Here is a 19,966-nt window from a genome sequence, read left to right on the forward strand (position 1 = left end):
CTCTCCTCCTTATGTGAATTGGGAGCGAGGTGAGAAGGGAGTGGACAATCGTGAAAATTGAGCGCATCAACGATAATACCGTCAAATTTTTCATCACATATGTGGATATTGAAAAGCGTGGTTTCGCACGTGATGAAATTTGGTACAACCGAGAACGTGGCGAGCAGCTGTTCTGGCAAATGATGGACGAGGCTAACGAACGTGAAGATATCTCGTTTGATGGTCCACTATGGATTCAAGTCCAGGCTTTTGAAAAAGGTCTAGAAGTGACGGTGACAATCGCGAAAAATGTGATGGATTCCGAAGATGATTCTGAACTCGGTTCGCTTCTCCGCTCGGCAATTGATGAAGCACGGGATCAGCAGTCAGTACTCGATCAATTGAGTGAGTTAGATGAACTTGAAGCTGAAACAGATGCTTGGGCCCCACTTGCGATGGAAACAAATGATTTCGAGGCAATCATTTCACTGAGTAAGCGTGCAGGTGACACTTTCAGTGATCTTGATTTGAAACTATATCATTATCAAGACCGTTACTACTTGTGGATTGAGTTCCCGGATGAAATGGAACCTGAAGACGAAGAGAATGCACTCAGTCTCTTAGCGGAATATCTATCATTCAGTACACAGACGCAACCTATGCTTGAGGAGTATGGAAAAACCATTCTCGAAGGAGACGTCTTTGCGAAAGTACGTCACTACTTTTAACGGTGCATCGCCTGTTCAGTTGGACAGGCGATTTTTTCAAATCAATGGCAAAGAGGTGTTGGTATGGTGAGACGAATACGTTTATTACTCAATGAAAGTGCTTGGTTTGTCCCCTTCTTATACGGAGCGGGCGGAATTTTACTAACGATTTTGACTCAACTGTTTAGTGAATTCTTTCGAGATTTACTCCCGAATTTCATATATTTAGATTTGGACTCAGCTGCATCTGTTTTATCTTCGACGTTTACGAGCCTTATGACGATGATGACATTCAGCTTTTCCACCATTTTAGTGGTTTTGACGACCTATTCGTCTCAATTTTCTCCACGGACAGTAAATAACTTCTTAACGAATACTGCGGCTAAGCATACGCTCGGCCTTTTCATCATGACCACAATTTACGGGATTTCGAACTTATTCCTCGTTCGCACTGCGGATGAAGGTGTTGTGCTGTCATCTGGAATTAGTGTAATCTTGGTGATTGGATCAATTTGGGCTTTCGTAAAATTCATTCAAACAGTCAGTGTCTCGATTCAGGCGGAGCGTCTCTTATCAACATTACATAAAGAGGCTTTGTCGGTCATCAGTGAGCAAAAAGATGCAATCGAGTCGGAAAAGGTGAATCTCGTTCTGTCAAGATCTGTTCATTCATTCGAAGGGACTGCAGTCCGGGCACCACGAACGGGATACGTCCGTTTGTTTTTAAGAGAAAAGCAAGGAGATCATGAAACGGACTTTGAATCAGTTGTAGCCGTGGGAGATTTTGTTGCAAAAGGGGACCTCGTTGGATTTTGGAAGAGTGAAGAAACTCCAGATGTCGAGTTGTTTGAAATCGGAGAAGTTCGTTCTTCGATGCAAGACCCGTCTTTTGCAATTGAAAAATTGAGTGAGATTGCGTTACGCGGGATTTCGCCGGGGGTTAATGATCCGAATACGGCCATCCACGCGATCCATTACATCGGAGATATATTAAGGGAATTATGTGAACTGCCGGATGGTGATTTCCTCTATTCAAATGGGAAGTGCGATTGGCACGTGAAACGTAAGACACTGGACACGATTTTATTTGAATCGTTGTCACCGATGCAAACATACGCAAATCAAGATATTTTCGTGATGGGTTCTGTATTTGAAGCGATTCGAATGGCTCGTCTCGAAGCCCATGAAACATTGGATTCAACGTTTGATGGTATGGTTGATTACTTTGAAGACGTAATTAATTGGGATCATTTTCATTCAAAAGAGCAACACTATTTGCGGAATAAGATGAATCGTGCGAAAAAGCTGACAGCATGAACAGAGACCACCTTTTCAAAAGAAGAGATGGTCTTTGTTCAAGAGAGGGTATAACCGCCGTCGACGGTAAGGGCTTGTCCATTTATATAAGTCGAAGCGTCAGTCAATAAAAATTCGACAACAGGAGCAACTTCTTCAGGTAAGGCTGCATGTCCACGGAAATGATGGCTCATGGCATCTTTGAACTTCGCCTCACCTCCATACAGTTTGTGGCTTAGCGGCGTATCAACAGGACCGAAACAGACAGCATTGAATCGTACTTTTCCTTTCATTCGGTGTGCAAACGTTTTGGTCAAGGCGACGACGGCCGCTTTTGAAGCAGCATAATGTGCGAGCATCGGTGGAAATTTGACGTGGCCAACGATGGCGGCATTGTTAACAACGCTGGCACCTTGTTCAAATAACGGGATTGCGCGTTGTGTGACCGTGTTAAGTGCATATAGGTTGACGTCGAATACTTCGGTATAGGCATCATGCGTGAGACGTTCTGGCGTACCGGGTCTGCCAAAAGTCGCCGCGTTGTTGAACAAGCCGTTTAACGTCACGCCCTGCTCTTTCAAATGTCTGAAGAGATGGTCGAGGTCTTCTGCAGACTGAAGGTCACAACGAATGAAGGTGGCCCGTCCGTCCGAATCAGATTCAAGGGAAGCCCCCCTTGTTTCATCACGACCAATCCCGATCACACGATGTCCATTCGTTGTTAACTGCAATGCGACGGCGCGTCCAATTCCGCTAGTCGCACCTGTTATTAGAAAAGTCCCCATAGTTTGTTCGCTCCCCTCAAAAATTTAGCGTTACGATGTATAATTAATGATAATACATGACAGAAACGAGGTCAGGTTATAATATGTTGCGACGCATACAAGTACTCTTTTCCCTTATTTTGCTCGCGGGACTCATTGCGATATTATCGTATTACTGGAGCTCACAAGTGATTGGACTCTTCTCGATTCTTGTCTTTTTGACAACGTTCAGCATTTTGCTAGTGATTCTGCTCGAAAATCGAAATCCGCAACGAACATTGATTTGGGCGATTGTCATGATTGGATTTCCTGTCATTGGATTGTTCGCGTACTTTGTGTTCGGTCAGAACTATCGACGAAAGCGAATGTTTACAGAAAAAGCGATGCTCGACGAAGAAACTTACTTAGCTTATCGCCAAAAGGCGATGACGCTATCCCCATCGCTTATGTTCACACACGACGATTATGAGAAGTTGATGCATCTCACTTCTTCGTTAAATCAGCTTCCGGTCTCCTCGAATACGTATACACAAATCTTGACGAATGGTCGTGAAAAATTCTCGAAACTGTTACCTGCTTTGAAAGGGGCGACAAGACACATCCATCTCGAATATTACATTTTTCGGGATGATCGTATTTCTCGGGAAATTCAGCGGATCCTCATCGAGAAAGCGAAAGAGGGGGTCGAAGTCCGCTTTTTATATGATGCGGTCGGCTCGATTCATACGAGTGGCACTTTTTTTGAAGAAATGAAACAGGCTGGCGTTCAAGTACAGGCGTTTTTCCCAGTCGTACTTCCGCTCGTCTCGAGCAAGACCAACTATCGTAACCATAGAAAAATTGTAGTAATCGATGGGACCGAGGCATTCACTGGAGGCTTGAACGTTGGGGATGAGTACTTGGGTGAACATTCTAAATTTGGATTTTGGCGAGACACGCATCTGTACGTCAGAGGAGAAGGAGTGTCTGAATTACAGCTAATTTTCCTACAAGACTGGTATTACATGACCGGTGAGCGTCTTTTCACTCCGTTTTATTTAGAGCCACTTGAAACGGTTCGAAGTGCGAGTGGAGGCGTCCAAATTGTGGCGAGTGGACCAGATGAACCATATGAAACGATGAAATCGATTTATTTTTCGCTGATTAATGCCGCGAAAAAGTCTGTTTATATCTCTTCACCCTATTTAATTCCCGATGAAGATATTATGAGTGCATTGAAGACGGCATCTTTGTCAGGGATTGATGTACGGATTGTGCTGCCGAGTTATCCCGACCATAAGATTGTATTTTATGCGAGCCGCTCCTATTATGAAGAGCTACTACTAGCTGGGGTGAAAATCTATTTATATGAGGAGGGCTTCATGCATTCAAAAGTTATCGTCGTTGATGACGGACTAGCTACGATTGGAACGGCAAATATGGATTTTCGTAGCTTCCACTTGAACTTTGAAGTGAATGCCCTCTTGTATAACACGAATTCAGTCAACCAACTGAAACAAGACTTATATCATGATTTTGAAGGATCTCACGAGTTAGTGTTAGAAGAGTTTGTGAAACGCTCATTCTTTATCAAACTCGTGGAGTCATTGGCTAGAATGTTTTCACCACTACTATAAAAAGGGGGGAGCAAGATGCGATTTGCAATCGGTCGGGAAGGGGACATTGTTGATTCTTTTACCCTAAATCGAATGCAGGCGGAGCAGCTTGCTCCTTTTCGATGCCCAACTTGTCAAGAAGTGCTCATCCTGAAGCAGGGCGTGAAGCGGCGCCTCCATTTTGCTCATATCCATACGTGTGGAAGCGCAGAATCGGTTCCACACCATCAAGACAAATGGGCGGTGAGTCAGTGGTTACAAGAAAGAGGGTATCCGGTCGACCAAGAAGTAACGATTGGAGCGCGACGTGCGGACATTTTAACTAAAATCGATGGAAAGTCGACGGTTATTGAGATTCAGGCATCTTCATTACGCCCGGAAGAATATGTCGAGCGGACGAGCGACTATGAGAAAGCAAATCTTGATGTCATTTGGCTCGCAAGTGGTCTCGACTTGAGGATGAACCAATCTTTCCAACCGTGGATGCGTCTTGAACTCTCGAGACGTCATATGTTGATGACGGTGAATAGCGGTTCTATAGTTCGTTTCAATGGGTTTCCGATTTCGATCAAGTATGGAATAGGCAATTGGGAAGCCTCTTCTTCAGCAAAGACGTCGCCGTTTGAAGCATACTATCGGTTCAACGCGATGGAATGGACGGAAATGATTCGTCGGAAGCGAATGGCTCCGCCCTATCCTTCCCCAAAGAATCGCCGATTGATCTTCAATCGTCTCTATCCACTCGGTTTATTGCCGGCACTTTTACCGACAGGCTGTTATCTTCCGCTCACATCGCTATGGGGAATACGTGTACATCCGGTAGATTTTCAGACCGTCCTTTATTTAAATCGGTACGAGTCACCGAATGATTCGATAGAATGGAGCATTGAAAAGACGTGTCGTCAGTTTGGAGTAACACCGACAAGCGACTTTTCGGAGTCATTTCATGTACAATGGAAACAACTCTTGAATGCATGTCGTCTATCTTGTGATGTCAGGTCATGGTCGTTGCCGATTACATATGAAGAGGCGAGACATCACGATACACGTTTGTTTCAAGGATTTCAACGATTGATGTTACAGTCGACCAATCGATAAGAAAAGGGAGTGGACGTATGTCAGAGGTATTAACAAGACAGCAAGTTCCAGTGGAAGAAACATGGAACTTAGAGACCATCTACAACGACGATCAAGCTTGGGAAGCAGACTTTCAAGCGCTGAAAGAACAAGTACCAGCTTTAATTGGATTTAAAGGCCGCCTTGGAGAATCGGCAGAGGTTCTACACGAGGCATTACAGCTTCGAGATGAACTATCTCGTAAGTTACATAAGCTGTACACATACGCACACATGCGTTATGACGAAGATACGGCAAATAGCCATTACCAAGCATTGAATGACCGTGCAGGCTCACTCGCGTCTCAAATTTCGGCTCAGCTCGCGTTTATGACGCCTGAACTTCTATCGATTGATGAAGCTCAGATTGAAGCCTACATGGATCAACACGATGCACTTCGTGTATATCGTCATGCATTCGATGAACTAGCGCAAGAACGTCCTCATGTGTTGACGGAAGCGGAAGAAGCGATCCTCGCTCAAGCAGGGGACGTACTCGGACAATCGAGTTCGACGTTCGGTATGCTCAACAACGCGGATTTAAAATTCCCGAAAGTGAAGAATGAAAACGGGGAAGAGGTCGAGTTGACACACGGCCGTTACATTACGTTCCTCGAGTCGGCTGACAGAACCGTCCGTGAGGGCGCATTTAAAGCGATGTACGGGACGTATGAGCAATACTTGAATACGTTTGCTTCTACGTTGTCAGGAAGCGTAAAGAAGGATAACTTCTATGCGACTGTCCGCAAGTTTGAAAGTGCAAGACAATCAGCACTTCACAATAATGCGATTCCGGAGTCTGTCTATGATGGTCTCGTTGAGGCAGTGAACGAACGTCTTGATTTGTTGCATCGTTACGTCGCGCTACGTAAACGTGCACTCGGCTTAGATGAGTTGCATATGTATGATTTATACACGCCGCTCGTCAAAGACGTAGAGATGAAAGTGTCATATGAAGAGGCAAAACAATTGATGGTCGACGGTTTAGCGCCGCTTGGTGAAGAGTACGTTCAAATTGTGAAAGACGGGCTCGACTCGCGTTGGGTAGATGTACGGGAAACACGAGGCAAACGCAGTGGCGCCTATTCGTCAGGCGCGTATGATACACAACCGTTCATCCTCATGAACTGGCAAGACAACGTCAACAATTTGTTCACGCTCGCACACGAGTTTGGACACTCTGTGCACAGTCATTACACGCGTACGTCACAGCCGTATCCATACGGTGACTACTCCATTTTTGTGGCGGAAGTTGCGTCAACGACAAATGAAGCCTTGTTGAATGATCATTTATTGAAGACGAGAACGGCAAAAGAAGAACGTCTCTATTTGTTGAACAATCAACTTGAAACGTTCCGTGGGACATTGTTCCGACAGACGATGTTTGCTGAATTCGAACATTTGATTCACAAGGCGGCACAAGAGGGTGTCTCGCTCACGCCAGAATATTTAAACGAGACGTATTTAGAGTTGAATAAACGATATTTCGGAGACGGCATTGTCATCGATGAAGAGATTTCATATGAATGGGCGCGTATCCCACACTTTTACTACAATTATTACGTCTATCAATACGCGACCGGTATTTCAGCATCAGCTGCATTGTCGCAACAGATCATGGAAGAAGGGGAGGCGGCTGTCCGTCGCTACATCGACAACTTCTTAAAGGCGGGTTCTAGCGACTATCCAATTGAAGTATTAAAAGCGGCGGGTGTAGATATGACAACGAAAGAGCCGGTACTCAAAGCGCTCAATCAGTTCGAAATGGTTCTCGATGAAATGGAATCATTGTTGTTCTCGTGAACAATATGTGACAATATACACAAAGAGGTTGTCAGATGAAGTTGGGCTAGGTATATTATAAGTGTGAAATCAATCACAAACCCCTTTATTGACCGTAAACTTTCTCCCATCTTGTAGGCCTTCCCCGGGCCTCAAGGTTCGACGTTTCTTGTCCCCGCTTGAAACGTCAAAAACCCCACGGCTCCCCGGCCGTGGGGTTCTTTTTTTATTTCGTTTGAGCCCATGCTTCCCCGCTACATCCCGGTACAGGACGACAACGTTGCTGCAAAGATAGCTTTTTCAGTTCGCGTTCAATCACAGTTTTCTCCATGTCTAGAATGTATGAAAGTTCGGTAATCGTCGATGCATCATAACGAGCCAATACTTTGGCTACGTCCCAATCGGTTGAACGGCTAGGGGCATAGCCTAACAACTCTGTCATGACCGATTGATACACATCGTACGGATACACGCCTTCAATCTTCAACGCCTCATCACGAGTCACAAAAGTGAGTGCGGGCAATGACTCAATCTCCCAATCTTTCAACACTTGATGGTCGACCGCTAACGCATTCAAGAGCTGGTTCGATTGAAGATCGGCTTCGAGTTCACTTAAATCAAGACCATACTCTTCGAAAGATCGTGCGAGTTCCCATAGATCGATGGGGTCGGGTTGTTTACTGGAAAATAAATCATTCACATGCAAATGACGCAAGAAACGCATTGCATGACGCTTTCCTTGTAATTCTAGCGCTTTGATCATGGTGAGAAGGCGAACCTCTTCCTGACATCCGCCAACACAGCTAGGAACAGTAGAGACCATGCGAAAACGAATGACATGTCCGTATTCAATCTCTAACTTTTTGATTAATGTCATCACATGAAAGTTTTCAGGGCTCGAAATGTCCATGAAATAGAATAGCTCCAATGGCTTATAAGTTACTTGAATAGGAGTTTCTTCCAGTGAACAAGATGACCCATTACAATGATCACGTTCCATTTGTGTCGCCTCCTCTCGTTAAAAATTCTTTTAACTTTGTATGCTTATTGTAGCAACGAAAAAAAAAGGTTGGCAATGTATCTGCTCAACCTTCAAGAGGATTCATTTTTAACTCCATGAATCGAACGATTTTATTTTTGGCGGGACGGTAAGGAAGTCCGTGTTCTGCTAAGAGTCGTTCAAAGGCGCGTCGACCGGCTTCTTCGTTCGTTACTTCAAATTCTATTTCGTAGTCTGTTGTCTCCAAATAATGGCTTTCATCTAGGACGAGTAGTCCATCTTTCATTTGATGTTCTGCCCGGTGCGTTTCGAGACGACCGAGGTGTTCGAGTGGGGCGCTCAACTGAAATGGTGCAAGTGCTTGTTTCATTTGGTCATCGTGAATAATGCCGTATTTAAATAAATCTTCAGCCTCTGCCTCTGTGATAGTTGCGTGTGTTTCAAGCAATCCGACATCATTCGGCTGTTTTAGCGTCAATACTTGACCTTGTTTCTTCTCGCGAATGCGGAGTGCTGCACCCTTTTCTTTTAACTGGAACGATGGTGTGTCAAAATAGTCATTCGCTTGCCAGCGAACTTGATCCTCTAACTTGTAGGTTTGAAGTAGCGTCTCGTATTCTTTTTTCGTCAACATTGATTTAAATTCAATTTCCACTTCTTGGGTCATGAATCATCGCTCCATTCTATGAACAATTGTTCGTTTATGATACCATACAAACGGATACATACGGAAAGGACACGTTTTTTTCCGGAAAAGAACGAAAGTGGTGACAGCGTATGCAATCAATAAACTGGGATCAGTTTTTAGTACCGTACCAAATCGCGGTAGACGAGTTGAAAGTGAAATTAAAAGCAGTTCGTAAGCAATTTAAGTCTCAAAATGACCATTCTCCGATAGAGTTTGTCACTGGTCGAGTGAAACCGATCGGGAGCATACTTGAAAAAGCGAAACGAAAAAATATCGCTAAACACGAATTGGCGACAGATATGCAGGACATTGCTGGATTACGAATTATGTGCCAATTTGTAGATGATATCGTTCACGTCTTGGATTTGCTTCATCGTCGAACAGATTTTAAAATAGTGGAGGAACGGAATTACATTACTCACCAAAAAGATTCTGGTTATCGATCGTATCATGTCATCATCGAATACCCGGTTCAAACGATTCATGGAGAAATCCCGACGCTAGTCGAAGTACAAATCCGCACGCTTGCGATGAACTTTTGGGCTACGATCGAGCATTCATTAAACTATAAATACGATGACGATATGCCTTTAGAAGTACAAGAGCGTTTGAGACGTGCGGCCGAGGCGGCATTTCTTCTCGATGCAGAAATGAGTCAACTCCGCGTCGAAATTCAAGACGCCCAGCAAGTGTTTCGGGATAAAGAGATGAACGTGAAAACGGATGAGGACTAGGGGGAATTGATATGCAGTTTGCGATTGTTTCGAGAGGGGATACGCGATCAGCGGAGATTGCCCAGGAACTGACTGGTAAACTTCAAGCTGCCGGGCATACGCGATCTGAGGAGCCGCGAATCGTGGTATCGGTCGGGGGAGATGGCACGATGTTGCAGGCGTTCCATAAATACATTGACCGACTCGATGAAACGCTTCTCGTCGGCATTCATACTGGACATTTAGGCTTTTATGCCGATTGGCAACCGGATGAATTGGACGAATTGACGGAAATGATTACGAGTGAGTCGTTCGAGCCGGTCTCGTACCCACTATTAGAAGTTCTGATCGACTACGAGAACGGAAAGACCGATCGTCAATTAGCGATGAATGATTGTACGATTAAAAATTACAAGCGAACTCTCGTTTGTGATTTATCGATACGAGATGATTATTTTGAGACGTTTCGTGGAGATGGACTGTGTATCTCGACCCCATCCGGTTCGACTGCTTATAATAAAGCGCTCGGCGGGGCAATCGTTCATCCGTCAATCGAAGCAATTCAAGTGACGGAAATGGCCTCGATTAACAACTTGGTTTATCGAACAATCGGGGCGCCGCTTCTTTTACCGAAACATCATCAAGTGAAAATCAAGCCGCATACGAAAACCGAATTCGAATTGGCGTTTGACCATCAAGAAGCTTTGTCTTGGTCTGACGTCGTCTCGATTCGATGTGCGGTTGCAAAAGAAAAAGTGACGTTCGCTCGATTTCGGCCTTTCCCGTTTTGGCGCCGGGTGCGCGAATCGTTCATTGAGGAAGGAAAGTAACGGATGCAAGGATTTACAATTCGTCGCGTTGTGGAAAAAGAAAGCCCACTTCGCGATTTTTTAATGCAAGATATGGGCATTTCCCGAAAAATGCTCACGCTCGTGAAGTATGAAGGGAAGATTGAAGTAAACGGAGTAGCTCGAACCGTGCGTCATAATCTCGAACAGGGTGATGAAGTGGAGGTCACGTTCCCAGAAGAATCTCCTTCGACAGAAATGGTCGCTTCAAACCGATTGCTTCGTATTTTATACGAAGATGACGCTTTGTTAGCGGTTGACAAACCTGCAGGAATCGCGACGATTCCATCAAGATTACACCCGACCGATACGCTCGCGAACGCAGTACTCGGATATTATAAGCAAATCGGTCTTCCTTCTGCGATTCATGTCGTCAACCGACTCGACCGCGATACGAGCGGGGTGGTTTTATTTGCGAAGTTTGGTTTTGTTCATCATCGATTCAGCGAACTTCAAAAGGCGAATAAATTGATGCGCTCGTACATGGCACTCGTCGAAGAAGAAGTGTTGCCCCACACAATTGATGCGCCGATTGGGCGTGCTGAGGGCTCAATCATGGAACGGGTCGTGACAGAAGATGGGCAACGTGCCGTCACACATGTTCTCGCTTGCCAGAAATTCGGAAGTGACTTTTTATTGACCATACGTCTTGAGACAGGACGGACCCATCAGATTCGCGTTCATTTGCGCCATATTGGACATCCTCTCATTGGGGACTCTATGTATGGTGGAGTCAACCGAATGGACCGTCATGCCCTTCACAGCGCGTCTGCACGATTTATTCATCCGCTAACAGGAGAAGAAATCTTTATCGAGGCGCCGATCCCAGAAGATTTTATCCGAGCGTGAACAAAGCCCTCAAGTTCAATTCCTTGAGGGCTTTTGTCAATCGTCATCAAACATATATGTTTTTGATTTGGATGCCACGTTCATCACGAGACCGATTGCAATCATGTTCATGATGATTCCCGTTCCCCCGTAACTGACGAATGGAAGTGTGAGACCCGTGATTGGCAAAACACCGATCGTCATCCCGATGTTTTGGAAAACCTGGAATGTGAACATAGCGATAACGCCGGTGACGATGTAACTTCCAAAAGCGCTACTTGACTCTAATGCAATATGAATCATGCGATAGAGGAACAGGAAAAAGACGATGATAACGAGCGCTGCACCAATGAAACCATAATGTTCGGCGATCACTGCGAAAATAAAGTCTGTCTGCGATTCCGGCAAATAGACGAGACCTTGTCCGTATCCTGTCCCGAACATTTGTCCGGACCCGATTGCTTGTAACGACTTGATTAACTGGAATGCTAAATCGTCTGAATACTCGTATGGATAAATCCATGCTTGAAATCGGTTGAGGGCATGGCCCGGTACGAACGCTTGCAACAACTCAAAATGGGAGAAGAACAAATACATAAATGTTCCGATTGTCAGAGCGGCCGCACTGAAGAGACCGAGCAACCACTTCCAGCCAATTCCCGAGACGATAATGACGGCGCCGAGCATCGTTATTAAGACGAGCCCTGTTCCCAAATCGGGTTGCGTTACAATCAGTCCGAGTGGAGGGAGGGCGACTAAAATCAGTTTGACCAAGAGCCACGTATCGAGTTGAGATGAGCCATATCGTTTGTTGTGTTCATACACAATCGTCGACATCGAAATTAGCAGGAACAATTTCATGAACTCGGCAGGTTGGAAACTGAAACCTGGAACGTTATACCACCCATACGCCCCATTAATATTTGGAACGAGCGTTGTATCTCGGAGAGGGATTAACCCTACGAGAAGGAGCAGGCCGAATGCGTACAAATACCAATGGATTTTCCGTAGTTGTTCATATTCAATCGTCATGATGGCAAACATCGCAAAAAAGCCAATAACGTAACGAATGCCTTGCTCGAGAGCGAAGTTGATATGCTGAAGGCGTGTCGGCAACATCGGCTGTGCCGTATAGATTGCACCGAGGCTGATGATCATTAACAGGAAGACGATGGTCAACAGCGTCGTGTCTAAACTTTTAAAATATGATTGAATGCGGTTCATAATGGAGTCGAGTCACCCTTTCTATACGTATTTTATCTTACCGCAACTTAAAAAAATCGCAATACGAAACGAGCCGGTTGACAAAAGAGAAACCTTTCTGTAATCTGATAACAGATATTATCACCAGGTACTAAAAAGGGGAGTTTATGATGTCAATTTTTCCAACGTTAACAGATAAAACTTATGTCGTCATGGGGATTGCCAACAAGCGCTCGATCGCCTGGGCCATCGCCAAAACGCTTGATGAAGCGGGAGCGAAGCTCGTATTGACTTATGCAGCAGAACGATTCAAATCAGGATTAGAATCACTTGCGGGTGAGTTAAAGCAAGAAGCGATTTTACTTGAGTGCGATGTGACGAACGACGAAGCGATTGAAATGACGTTCCGCTCAATCCACGAAGGAGCAGGGGAGATTCAAGGAATCGCTCATTCAATCGCGTTTGCTGACAAAGAAGCGCTCCGCGGTGAGTTCTCTGAGATGACACGAGGTCAATTCGCGCAGGCGTTAGACATTTCAGCTTACAGTTTGACAGCCGTTGTGAAAGCAGCGAAACCATATTTCGCATCCGATGCTTCAGTTATCACGCTCACGTATCTCGGTGGAGAGCGTGTCGTCCCGAACTACAACTTGATGGGCGTTGCAAAAGCGGCACTTGACTCAAGTGTCAAATACTTGGCGAACGAGTATGGACCTCACGGGGTTCGTGTCAATGCAATTTCAGCAGGCCCGATTCGCACGTTGTCGGCTAAAGGGGTCGGTGATTTTAACAGTATCCTTTCTGAACTTGAACAGAAGGCACCGTTACGTCGAAACGTATCTGCAGATGAAGTGGCTTCGACAGGACTCTTTCTTCTTTCGGGAATGGGGAGCGGCGTTACCGGTGAAGTCATTCACGTAGATAGCGGGTACCATATTTTATAAGTTTGGGCAATGGCGCAGTGATGCGCCATTTTTGTATTACCACATGAAAGAATCGGGTAAGGACCTATGAAGGAGGTCAGATCATGGGTCCTTATCAAATTGATTTCACAGTCGTGCAATATGTCAATCGTCAAGTCCAGCCATCAGGTCGAGCGAGCATCGAACCGGTGACACGCATCAAACGTGTTCAACGTATCCGGCCTCGGCGGGAAGAATGGCTAGAAGAAGAGCAAGAAAAAAACCCCGGTCGCTATGTCGACCGGAGCATATAAGTTTAACCACGGAAACGGAACGTCTCATAGACGTTCCACGTTTCGTTTTCGAGTTCGTACATGACGGCCATCCGTGTGATGGTCTCTTCAAAATGAACTTGTTCCATACGCAACCGCTCGAGTACATCGAACAGTTCCGCATCGGTCAAATCTTGACCGATGGTGATGTGCGGCAAAAATTCATATTTCGGCGGTTGATTGAGGAGACCTTCATGTAACCGCTGGTGAAGCGTGGATAGTTCACGTGTCGGGAGTACCTTCAAATACAATACATTGTTTGTTGGTGCGAAAGACCGGACACCATCGACTTTTAGATGAAGCGGTTTAGTCGAATCTGCGACTTGCTGTAAATATTCTAGTACTTTCGGCAACTCTTCTTCTGACACTTCTGTACGTGCTTTAATTGTCACATGAGGTGAAATTAACGCATATTTCGTGTCATAACGTTTTCGATAAGAGTTCGCAAAATCTTGCACTTGTTTTGACGGAAATAAGACTACCCCAATCTTCATTCCTCTTCCCCCTTTAATCGTTTACACTACATGTTTATGATGAACGATTTAATAAGCGAAGTCAAAGCAGGGTTCGTCTTTTTTTCGATTTTTCAGTATAATGGTTATATCATATAGAGAGATTATAACTCTCTGAACGAAGGGATGTGAAGCAGGATTCCGATCCTGCGCATACAATGAAACACGTACCACACTCACGAGACGTCCGAGACGCGGCTCGTGCTCGTCTATTCGAGCGCGGCGTCACGATCGAATCGATTGCGGAGATTGTCTATCAGATGCAAGCACCTTACTCACCGCATCTTTCATTAAAAGACTGCATGGATTCTGTCGAGGCGGTTCTCGACAAACGTGAATTACAACATGCAATTCTTGTCGGCTCAGAGCTTGATATGTTGGCAGAGAAAGGTCAGTTATCAGAACCACTCTTATCAATTATCGCATCTGATGAGGGATTATTTGGTGTGGATGAAACGATTGCGATTGGTGCCGTCAACACATATGGTTCGATTGCCGTGACCACATTCGGATACTTAGACAAGGCAAAAATAGGTATCATCAAGCAACTTGATACGAAGATGGACGACGGTCAAGTGCATACGTTCATGGATGACCTCGTCGGCGCGATTGCGGCAAACGCTTCAGGGCGTTTGGCACACCGGTTACGCGATATGGTCGATTTCGGAGAAGAAGAGATACGTGAACGAAAAGGGTTATATTGATGGCGTGGACACCGAAGAAGGTGATGATAGCCGGGACGGTCGCTTATGTGATCGTGTCGGTGTTTGTCGTTTTAGGGGCGGTCGATCCGATGAACACAATCGTATATGAATGGTTACAACCGTTACCGAATCGTATATTTTCATACGTCACAGAATTAGGGAGCGCTCAAGTAATCGTTGGACTCTCGATTTTAGGATTGTTGTTTTGGTTATGGCGAGGGAATCGTGTCGAGGCATGGCGCCTAGCGCTCGTGGGAATCGGGACACTTCTGTTGACCCAAGTGTTAAAACTCATCTATGGAATTGACCGACCCCTCATCGATGCGTCTCTTGATGCGACGACGTACAGTTTTCCGAGCGGACACGCTTCCGGTTCGTTTGCGCTGTATGGATTGATGGCGTATGTACTGTATCAAAAGAGACAGTCGAAGGTCGCTATTGCAATACTCGTCTGTCTTGTGGTTGCAGTGTCGCTAAGTCGGGTCATCTTAAATGTTCATTACTTTAGTGATGTGCTCGGTGGATGGTTCGTTGCACTGACCATGATTGCACTCTCTGAATGGTTCATAAGGAGGAAGACAGTTTGATCATCGTCGTAGATGTAGAAAAATGGCTGTTTGTTCACAAAAAAGAAGCGGATGAAGCATCAATTCCTACGATTTTAGTGGAAAAAGATATTGAGGGGGCAACGTGGTTCACTTCGATGAGAATTTTGTTCCAATTGAAAAAATGGGCGAGTCAACGCCAGTTTATCCCGCTTTTATCTTATAATGAAGGGACGTATCATTCGTATGAAGTGTTTCATGTCGATGCCGTCCCACCGATGACGTTACTCGATGGAGGACGGACGTTACTTGTGAACAACCAACGTGACGAGACTTACGATCTCGCCTTGCAGAAAAGTGGGCATGAATCGGAAGAATCCGTCTTGTCGTTCGCGCTTCACTATATTGAACAGGCGACAGGCGAAGATGTCGTGTTTGCGGGAAATGGCACGATTGACGTATCTCGAGTCGTTCCAAACGAATTATGGGATGCGACTAACCGACTCGATTCCGGCCGTCGCCTTTTTGAGTGGATGAGCGAAGAAGACTCACGTAAGGAGAATGGACATGACTGATTGGGAACATACGTTTCAGCAATTGTTAGAGGGACAAGTAGAGGAAGTGAAAGTGCCGAAAGAAGACTTCTTATTTGTTCGAACTATGTTAATTGAGAATGGTTGGCTTTTCGAAGTTGTAGGGGAAGCCAAGCATGGGGGAATAACCATCTATCGGAAAAATTCGATCACGCCGACTTCATAATATAAAGAGAAACGAAGGAAAGTTCTGATTTCAGATAAAGAAACAAGGTCTTTCTCCCACACGGAGACAAGACCTTGTTTTGTTTAAGCGTTTGAAGCTAATTTGATTTTTTGTCGTTTCATCTTGTGTAGTAACCATGCATAAAGGACTTCACAAGAGTTGTGAGGAAGGGTCAGCTCCACAAGAGGGTGAGCATGACCAAATATAGTGAAGCGCGAATGGTCCTCGTCGAGCAGAGAGACTTGAATGTCGGTCGCATCCTGTAGTGAAATGCGTTGTTCCCCTGCATGAGCATCTTTTAATTTCAGCATTTTTCCATTCGTCGCAAACTTGGTGAACGAAGAGACTCCTTGTACTTTCAGTTGTTCCATTTCGTGTATCTATCCATCCGCGTGATGAATAGATTTTCACCTCGCTTTCTCTATATTGCCTTCCATTCCTCCAGAAGGTTATTCCTAGTATAACGCCTCATTCAGAAAAGAAAAGTGTTAATTTAACAAAAAATTAAGACAATTTGTTATCAATTTTTAAGGATAGCGTTCAAGCCCGGTTATGAAGGGAAATTGCTTGAAATAATCAGTCTGAAAATAACAAAAAAGAACCTCTTGTCCAGAGGTTCAGATACGTTAGTTACATGTGTGACCTTATAACCGTTCGATTTGCCAAGTACGACGGCGATACATCAACTGTCCTTTAAGTGCGATGGACTCTTTCTTGGCGTCGAAGTCTTCTTCGAGGACGGACATGTCCTCATAGCGGCCAGCCACATAGAAAGAAATAACAATTTGTCGATTGAATAAACTTCGTTTTGTATGATCGAAGTCGATGATTAGCCCTTGAGGTGCCAAGTCGAGCAATTCATCAATTACAGGAAGTGGGATCGGGACAAAACTAATGTTGCGAATGTCTCGGTCGAGTTTACTTTGCAACATGTTTTGAACAAATCGATTGATGGTCGACCAGTCTCGAATGTAGAGGCTACTGTGCCGATCGTTCGCTTCGTTGAAAAAAGCAATCTCATTATCGAGCGAATCCAAAAACGGTTTTTTAATCCCACGTTCCATATGACTTAAAAACAGGATCTCTGCAATCTCATGATCAGACAACGTTTCAAGCGTGTTGTAATCTGGAAAGTCGATTGCTGTGAATGTCGTTTGGTTATTCAAATACTTTGACGAGAACGAAGAAAGCTCATGCGCTTCGATATAGCGAAAACGTGACCGTGATGATTGCCTCATCCCTTTAATATCGGTTCGACAAATGATCATCGGTCTCCTTACGGAAAAAGCCTCTGTTACATCGGCCAATGTTACACCATGAAGCGTGAATCGTTGGACGTCTCGGTCTAGTTTCAAATAAAAGAGTTGTTTTGACATATGGTATCCCCTCAGTTTGACATACTACATTCATAGTAGCAAAAACACTTGGTTTCTGCCATCTTGAGACGATTACTGAGGATTGAGTTCGATACATTTGGGAAAAGACAAGTATAATTGAGGAAATGAATAGGAAAGGCGGGTTCCATATGTGGGGATTGAAACGTAGTTTTCCTGAGCTCGCTACGCCACGGTTTATCCTTCGGGAGCTTGAACCGCGTGATGCAAGAGCGCTTTATACCATCTTATCCACGGAAGAAGTGATGCGATATTATGGGTCGGACCCGTTGCTTGCCGTCTATGAAGCGAAGAATGTGATCGCTTATTTTAAAGATCAATTTCAGCAAGGGAAAGCCATCCGCTGGGCGATTTGCGATCGATTTACGAACGATTTGGTCGGAACGATTGGATTTCACAATTGGACCGCCCAATACTATCGTGCTGAGATTGGATTTGAGGTCTCTCATCATTATTGGAGACAAGGTGTGGCGTTTGAAGCGGCTACGGCTGTCATCCAGCATGGATTTGAAGAGTTCAAGTTCCACCGAATTTCCGCATTGGTCGCACCAGGTAATGAAGGCTCGAATCGACTCGTACAAAAACTCGGGTTTATCGAGGAAGGATTATTGAAAGATTATGCGTACAGTCATGGTCGTTTTATGGATTTGACGATGTATCGATTACTCAAAACAGAATGGGAAGAAAAGGAGCATTCAATCTTATGAAAGCACTTGTCTTGTTACATGGGTTATGTGGTTCGCCACAGTACTTTGAACAGTTAGAACCTTTGCTAGATGCGGAAGTTCATGCATTCATATTACCGGGTCATGCAGGCACGGAAGTGGGACCGGAAACGATGGATCAGTTCGCGGACTGGGTCATTGAAGAGATACGACTGCGTAATCTTGACAAACCACTCGTGTTCGGGCATTCATTCGGGGGATATGTGACTACAAATCTCGTTCGTCGTTATGAGAGCGAGTTGTCTGGGTTTGGACTGATTCATTCAACCGCTGCGTCAGATTCAGAAGAGGCTAAAGAAAAACGCAATGCGGCGATCAATAAAGTCATCGAAGAAGGGGTAAAGCCGTTTATTGATGGGATGATTCCGAGTGTCTTCTCGAATGATTCAGACCCTATGCTCGTCGAAAATGCGATTAAGATTGGATACCATATGTCGGTCGATGGAATTGTGAATGCGCAACGAGCGATTCGGGATCGTGAAGATGAAGTGAACACTGTCGAGGCAACTGAACTTACGGGATTATTCATTTATGGAGAGAAAGATCCGAACATGAATGAGGACCGGGCGTTTTTAGGTGCGAGTCGTCACACGACCGCCGTTGTCCCTTACAGTCATATGGGGATGATGGAAGCACCTCAGGAAGAGGCTGCGATTATTAATCAATGGCTACAGGAGGCTTCTCATGAAAAAGTATAAATTGATTGCGATTTCTGGCAGCCTTCGGAAACAATCATTCAATACGGCTCTTCTCCGCTCAATCATCGGACTTGCTCGAGACGATTTTGACATTGAAGTCGTCTCAATCGAGCTCCCATTATTTAATGATGATTTGATTGACCCAGATGAACCGGAAGTGGTGGCCACTTTGAAACAAGCCGTTCGGGAAGCGGATGGATTACTGATCGTCACTCCGGAATATAATCACAGTATCCCAGGTGTCTTGAAGAACGCGATTGACTGGCTCTCGCTCGAACCGGGTACCCCACTTCGGGATAAACCGGTCATGATTGCCGGAGCGTCTCCAGGTATGCTCGGAACGGCCAGATGCCAGATTCATCTTCGACAAGTATTTGCCACAAATCGAGCAAATGTTTTACCAGGAAATGAAATCTTTATAACGCATTGTAAAGACAAAATCGGGGAATCAGGACTTCACGATGAAAAGTCCATTAGACAAATTAAAAAAACGTTATCTGAGTATTATAAATGGATTGAATTTTGGAAGCGTAGCGCAAAAAATTAACTTGAAGTCGTTCTTGTTGTTTGATAGAAAGGAATTGTGAAAACAAACACAAGAGGAGCGACACCAAAATGGAAACTTACATCGAACTGTACAATGGCGGCGAATTAGGTGATCGGGCGGTAATGAACGATGGAATGACGTTTGGACGTATGACGATTGTAGAGTTGTTCTATCAATCCAATCATATTTTCGGTTATGTAAAAGAAGACGGAGAAAAACGTTTCTTCCTTGAACCGATTGCAGATGACGACACGTTTACCGTGGATGGTGATACGTATTCGCTCCAACAGTTCATCGCGCTGTTCTAAACATAAATAGACGAATGATTGA

Annotated in this window: 25 protein-coding genes; 18 read left to right on the forward strand and 7 right to left on the reverse strand. The window is 44.9% G+C overall.

Translation table 11 applies throughout. From position 1 onward, the window contains the following. Nucleotides 1-50 precede the first annotated feature (50 nt). Complete coding sequence (mecA, locus tag KNO95_RS01625) at nucleotides 51-707, forward strand: adaptor protein MecA (protein ID WP_026826407.1); 657 nt, start codon at nucleotides 51-53, stop codon at nucleotides 705-707. Between the two features lie 63 nt (nucleotides 708-770). Continuing rightward, entirely contained in the window at nucleotides 771-2,003 is a 1,233-nt protein-coding gene (locus KNO95_RS01630; protein ID WP_214702328.1) for a DUF2254 domain-containing protein, read from the forward strand. Between the two features lie 38 nt (nucleotides 2,004-2,041). Here KNO95_RS01630 and KNO95_RS01635 read toward each other — a convergent pair whose 3' ends face one another. After that, nucleotides 2,042-2,767, reverse strand: a complete 726-nt coding sequence (locus tag KNO95_RS01635) for an SDR family NAD(P)-dependent oxidoreductase (RefSeq protein WP_214702327.1) — start codon at nucleotides 2,765-2,767, stop codon at nucleotides 2,042-2,044. An 83-nt stretch (nucleotides 2,768-2,850) separates the two neighbouring features. Here KNO95_RS01635 and cls point away from each other — a divergent pair, with 83 nt between their 5' ends. Genes cls through pepF form a run of 3 tightly spaced genes read left to right on the forward strand, consistent with a single transcriptional unit; the run spans nucleotide 2,851 to nucleotide 7,259 of the window. Then, entirely contained in the window at nucleotides 2,851-4,362 is a 1,512-nt protein-coding gene (gene cls / locus KNO95_RS01640; RefSeq protein ID WP_214878194.1) for a cardiolipin synthase, read from the forward strand. A gap of 15 nt (nucleotides 4,363-4,377) precedes the next feature. Beyond that, on the forward strand, nucleotides 4,378-5,439 hold the full coding sequence (locus KNO95_RS01645; RefSeq protein WP_214702324.1) for a competence protein CoiA: 1,062 nt from the start codon (nucleotides 4,378-4,380) through the stop codon (nucleotides 5,437-5,439). 17 nt (nucleotides 5,440-5,456) lie between these two features. Then, the gene (pepF, locus tag KNO95_RS01650) at nucleotides 5,457-7,259 is read left to right on the forward strand and encodes an oligoendopeptidase F (RefSeq protein ID WP_214702323.1); all 1,803 of its coding nucleotides are present in this window, start codon (nucleotides 5,457-5,459) and stop codon (nucleotides 7,257-7,259) included. 205 nt (nucleotides 7,260-7,464) lie between these two features. Here pepF and KNO95_RS01655 read toward each other — a convergent pair whose 3' ends face one another. Both KNO95_RS01655 and KNO95_RS01660 read right to left on the reverse strand, forming a co-directional pair. Beyond that, nucleotides 7,465-8,238 carry a DsbA family protein gene (locus KNO95_RS01655; RefSeq protein WP_026826401.1) on the reverse strand — a complete coding sequence of 258 codons (774 nt, stop codon included), beginning with the start codon at nucleotides 8,236-8,238 and terminating at the stop codon, nucleotides 7,465-7,467. Between the two features lie 85 nt (nucleotides 8,239-8,323). Beyond that, nucleotides 8,324-8,905 (reverse strand): CYTH domain-containing protein, encoded by a 582-nt coding sequence (locus KNO95_RS01660; RefSeq protein WP_026826400.1) that lies wholly within the window; start codon nucleotides 8,903-8,905, stop codon nucleotides 8,324-8,326. Between the two features lie 110 nt (nucleotides 8,906-9,015). Between KNO95_RS01660 and yjbM the strand changes: the two genes are divergently transcribed. The 3 genes from yjbM to KNO95_RS01675 are packed head-to-tail and all read left to right on the forward strand — an operon-like array spanning nucleotide 9,016 to nucleotide 11,336. Continuing rightward, nucleotides 9,016-9,660 carry a GTP diphosphokinase gene (yjbM, locus tag KNO95_RS01665; RefSeq protein WP_026826399.1) on the forward strand — a complete coding sequence of 215 codons (645 nt, stop codon included), beginning with the start codon at nucleotides 9,016-9,018 and terminating at the stop codon, nucleotides 9,658-9,660. Between the two features lie 11 nt (nucleotides 9,661-9,671). After that, on the forward strand, nucleotides 9,672-10,469 hold the full coding sequence (locus KNO95_RS01670; protein WP_026826398.1) for an NAD kinase: 798 nt from the start codon (nucleotides 9,672-9,674) through the stop codon (nucleotides 10,467-10,469). 3 nt (nucleotides 10,470-10,472) lie between these two features. Further along, a complete protein-coding gene (locus tag KNO95_RS01675; RefSeq protein ID WP_214702322.1) occupies nucleotides 10,473-11,336 on the forward strand; it encodes an RluA family pseudouridine synthase in 864 nt (287 codons plus the stop codon). A 36-nt stretch (nucleotides 11,337-11,372) separates the two neighbouring features. Here KNO95_RS01675 and KNO95_RS01680 read toward each other — a convergent pair whose 3' ends face one another. Then, the gene (locus tag KNO95_RS01680) at nucleotides 11,373-12,539 is read right to left on the reverse strand and encodes an FtsW/RodA/SpoVE family cell cycle protein (protein WP_026826396.1); all 1,167 of its coding nucleotides are present in this window, start codon (nucleotides 12,537-12,539) and stop codon (nucleotides 11,373-11,375) included. Nucleotides 12,540-12,688: 149 nt separating this feature from the next. Here KNO95_RS01680 and fabI point away from each other — a divergent pair, with 149 nt between their 5' ends. Together fabI and KNO95_RS01690 are read left to right on the forward strand one after the other, a co-directional pair. Then, nucleotides 12,689-13,462, forward strand: a complete 774-nt coding sequence (fabI, locus tag KNO95_RS01685; protein WP_214878195.1) for an enoyl-ACP reductase FabI — start codon at nucleotides 12,689-12,691, stop codon at nucleotides 13,460-13,462. Nucleotides 13,463-13,545: 83 nt separating this feature from the next. Further along, complete coding sequence (locus tag KNO95_RS01690) at nucleotides 13,546-13,734, forward strand: hypothetical protein (RefSeq protein WP_015881231.1); 189 nt, start codon at nucleotides 13,546-13,548, stop codon at nucleotides 13,732-13,734. A 2-nt stretch (nucleotides 13,735-13,736) separates the two neighbouring features. Here KNO95_RS01690 and KNO95_RS01695 read toward each other — a convergent pair whose 3' ends face one another. Then, the gene (locus tag KNO95_RS01695; RefSeq protein ID WP_214700736.1) at nucleotides 13,737-14,246 is read right to left on the reverse strand and encodes a YjcG family protein; all 510 of its coding nucleotides are present in this window, start codon (nucleotides 14,244-14,246) and stop codon (nucleotides 13,737-13,739) included. Between the two features lie 176 nt (nucleotides 14,247-14,422). Here KNO95_RS01695 and KNO95_RS01700 point away from each other — a divergent pair, with 176 nt between their 5' ends. Genes KNO95_RS01700 through KNO95_RS01715 form a run of 4 tightly spaced genes read left to right on the forward strand, consistent with a single transcriptional unit; the run spans nucleotide 14,423 to nucleotide 16,272 of the window. Further along, a complete protein-coding gene (locus KNO95_RS01700) occupies nucleotides 14,423-14,968 on the forward strand; it encodes a phosphatidylglycerophosphatase A family protein (RefSeq protein ID WP_214700764.1) in 546 nt (181 codons plus the stop codon). Continuing rightward, complete coding sequence (locus KNO95_RS01705) at nucleotides 14,968-15,555, forward strand: phosphatase PAP2 family protein (RefSeq protein ID WP_214702321.1); 588 nt, start codon at nucleotides 14,968-14,970, stop codon at nucleotides 15,553-15,555. Before KNO95_RS01700 ends, KNO95_RS01705 begins: the two co-directional genes overlap by 1 nt. Further along, nucleotides 15,552-16,088 carry a hypothetical protein gene (locus KNO95_RS01710; protein ID WP_214702320.1) on the forward strand — a complete coding sequence of 179 codons (537 nt, stop codon included), beginning with the start codon at nucleotides 15,552-15,554 and terminating at the stop codon, nucleotides 16,086-16,088. Before KNO95_RS01705 ends, KNO95_RS01710 begins: the two co-directional genes overlap by 4 nt. Continuing rightward, the gene (locus tag KNO95_RS01715; RefSeq protein WP_214878196.1) at nucleotides 16,081-16,272 is read left to right on the forward strand and encodes a hypothetical protein; all 192 of its coding nucleotides are present in this window, start codon (nucleotides 16,081-16,083) and stop codon (nucleotides 16,270-16,272) included. The genes KNO95_RS01710 and KNO95_RS01715 overlap by 8 nt, the downstream gene beginning before the upstream one ends. An 83-nt stretch (nucleotides 16,273-16,355) precedes the next feature. On the opposite strand, the gene KNO95_RS01720 is transcribed toward KNO95_RS01715, so the two are convergent. Together KNO95_RS01720 and KNO95_RS01725 are read right to left on the reverse strand one after the other, a co-directional pair. Continuing rightward, complete coding sequence (locus tag KNO95_RS01720) at nucleotides 16,356-16,643, reverse strand: hypothetical protein (RefSeq protein ID WP_015881237.1); 288 nt, start codon at nucleotides 16,641-16,643, stop codon at nucleotides 16,356-16,358. A 273-nt stretch (nucleotides 16,644-16,916) separates the two neighbouring features. Continuing rightward, nucleotides 16,917-17,648: a hypothetical protein gene (locus tag KNO95_RS01725; protein ID WP_214700743.1), complete on the reverse strand. Its 732-nt coding sequence runs from the start codon at nucleotides 17,646-17,648 to the stop codon at nucleotides 16,917-16,919. 149 nt (nucleotides 17,649-17,797) lie between these two features. On the opposite strand from KNO95_RS01725, the gene KNO95_RS01730 reads away from it, so the two are divergent. The 4 genes from KNO95_RS01730 to KNO95_RS01745 all read left to right on the forward strand — a co-directional run bounded on the left by KNO95_RS01730 (nucleotide 17,798) and on the right by KNO95_RS01745 (nucleotide 19,944). Then, nucleotides 17,798-18,373: a GNAT family N-acetyltransferase gene (locus tag KNO95_RS01730; RefSeq protein WP_026826388.1), complete on the forward strand. Its 576-nt coding sequence runs from the start codon at nucleotides 17,798-17,800 to the stop codon at nucleotides 18,371-18,373. Beyond that, nucleotides 18,370-19,089 carry an alpha/beta fold hydrolase gene (locus tag KNO95_RS01735; RefSeq protein ID WP_051545982.1) on the forward strand — a complete coding sequence of 240 codons (720 nt, stop codon included), beginning with the start codon at nucleotides 18,370-18,372 and terminating at the stop codon, nucleotides 19,087-19,089. The genes KNO95_RS01730 and KNO95_RS01735 overlap by 4 nt, the downstream gene beginning before the upstream one ends. Further along, nucleotides 19,076-19,636: an NADPH-dependent FMN reductase gene (locus KNO95_RS01740; RefSeq protein WP_214878197.1), complete on the forward strand. Its 561-nt coding sequence runs from the start codon at nucleotides 19,076-19,078 to the stop codon at nucleotides 19,634-19,636. Before KNO95_RS01735 ends, KNO95_RS01740 begins: the two co-directional genes overlap by 14 nt. Before the next feature lie 68 nt (nucleotides 19,637-19,704). Further along, nucleotides 19,705-19,944 carry a hypothetical protein gene (locus KNO95_RS01745; protein WP_026826385.1) on the forward strand — a complete coding sequence of 80 codons (240 nt, stop codon included), beginning with the start codon at nucleotides 19,705-19,707 and terminating at the stop codon, nucleotides 19,942-19,944. Nucleotides 19,945-19,966 lie beyond the last annotated feature (22 nt).

This window comes from Exiguobacterium sp. ERU653 (assembly GCF_018617775.1).
GTDB classification, from domain to species: domain Bacteria; phylum Bacillota; class Bacilli; order Exiguobacteriales; family Exiguobacteriaceae; genus Exiguobacterium; species Exiguobacterium marinum.

Excerpts from the sequence above, each read along its gene's own strand:
- KNO95_RS01630 (WP_214702328.1), top strand. The coding sequence starts at position 771 with ATGGTGAGACGAATACGTTTATTACTCAATGAAAGTGCTTGGTTTGTC.
- KNO95_RS01635 (WP_214702327.1), bottom strand. The coding sequence starts at position 2,767 with ATGGGGACTTTTCTAATAACAGGTGCGACTAGCGGAATTGGACGCGCC.
- cls (WP_214878194.1), top strand. The coding sequence starts at position 2,851 with ATGTTGCGACGCATACAAGTACTCTTTTCCCTTATTTTGCTCGCGGGA.
- KNO95_RS01645 (WP_214702324.1), top strand. The coding sequence starts at position 4,378 with ATGCGATTTGCAATCGGTCGGGAAGGGGACATTGTTGATTCTTTTACC.
- pepF (WP_214702323.1), top strand. The coding sequence starts at position 5,457 with ATGTCAGAGGTATTAACAAGACAGCAAGTTCCAGTGGAAGAAACATGG.
- KNO95_RS01655 (WP_026826401.1), bottom strand. The coding sequence starts at position 8,238 with ATGGAACGTGATCATTGTAATGGGTCATCTTGTTCACTGGAAGAAACT.
- KNO95_RS01660 (WP_026826400.1), bottom strand. The coding sequence starts at position 8,905 with ATGACCCAAGAAGTGGAAATTGAATTTAAATCAATGTTGACGAAAAAA.
- yjbM (WP_026826399.1), top strand. The coding sequence starts at position 9,016 with ATGCAATCAATAAACTGGGATCAGTTTTTAGTACCGTACCAAATCGCG.
- KNO95_RS01670 (WP_026826398.1), top strand. The coding sequence starts at position 9,672 with ATGCAGTTTGCGATTGTTTCGAGAGGGGATACGCGATCAGCGGAGATT.
- KNO95_RS01675 (WP_214702322.1), top strand. The coding sequence starts at position 10,473 with ATGCAAGGATTTACAATTCGTCGCGTTGTGGAAAAAGAAAGCCCACTT.
- KNO95_RS01680 (WP_026826396.1), bottom strand. The coding sequence starts at position 12,539 with ATGAACCGCATTCAATCATATTTTAAAAGTTTAGACACGACGCTGTTG.
- fabI (WP_214878195.1), top strand. The coding sequence starts at position 12,689 with ATGTCAATTTTTCCAACGTTAACAGATAAAACTTATGTCGTCATGGGG.
- KNO95_RS01690 (WP_015881231.1), top strand. The coding sequence starts at position 13,546 with ATGGGTCCTTATCAAATTGATTTCACAGTCGTGCAATATGTCAATCGT.
- KNO95_RS01695 (WP_214700736.1), bottom strand. The coding sequence starts at position 14,246 with ATGAAGATTGGGGTAGTCTTATTTCCGTCAAAACAAGTGCAAGATTTT.
- KNO95_RS01700 (WP_214700764.1), top strand. The coding sequence starts at position 14,423 with ATGAAACACGTACCACACTCACGAGACGTCCGAGACGCGGCTCGTGCT.
- KNO95_RS01705 (WP_214702321.1), top strand. The coding sequence starts at position 14,968 with ATGGCGTGGACACCGAAGAAGGTGATGATAGCCGGGACGGTCGCTTAT.
- KNO95_RS01715 (WP_214878196.1), top strand. The coding sequence starts at position 16,081 with ATGACTGATTGGGAACATACGTTTCAGCAATTGTTAGAGGGACAAGTA.
- KNO95_RS01720 (WP_015881237.1), bottom strand. The coding sequence starts at position 16,643 with ATGGAACAACTGAAAGTACAAGGAGTCTCTTCGTTCACCAAGTTTGCG.
- KNO95_RS01725 (WP_214700743.1), bottom strand. The coding sequence starts at position 17,648 with ATGTCAAAACAACTCTTTTATTTGAAACTAGACCGAGACGTCCAACGA.
- KNO95_RS01730 (WP_026826388.1), top strand. The coding sequence starts at position 17,798 with ATGTGGGGATTGAAACGTAGTTTTCCTGAGCTCGCTACGCCACGGTTT.
- KNO95_RS01735 (WP_051545982.1), top strand. The coding sequence starts at position 18,370 with ATGAAAGCACTTGTCTTGTTACATGGGTTATGTGGTTCGCCACAGTAC.
- KNO95_RS01740 (WP_214878197.1), top strand. The coding sequence starts at position 19,076 with ATGAAAAAGTATAAATTGATTGCGATTTCTGGCAGCCTTCGGAAACAA.
- KNO95_RS01745 (WP_026826385.1), top strand. The coding sequence starts at position 19,705 with ATGGAAACTTACATCGAACTGTACAATGGCGGCGAATTAGGTGATCGG.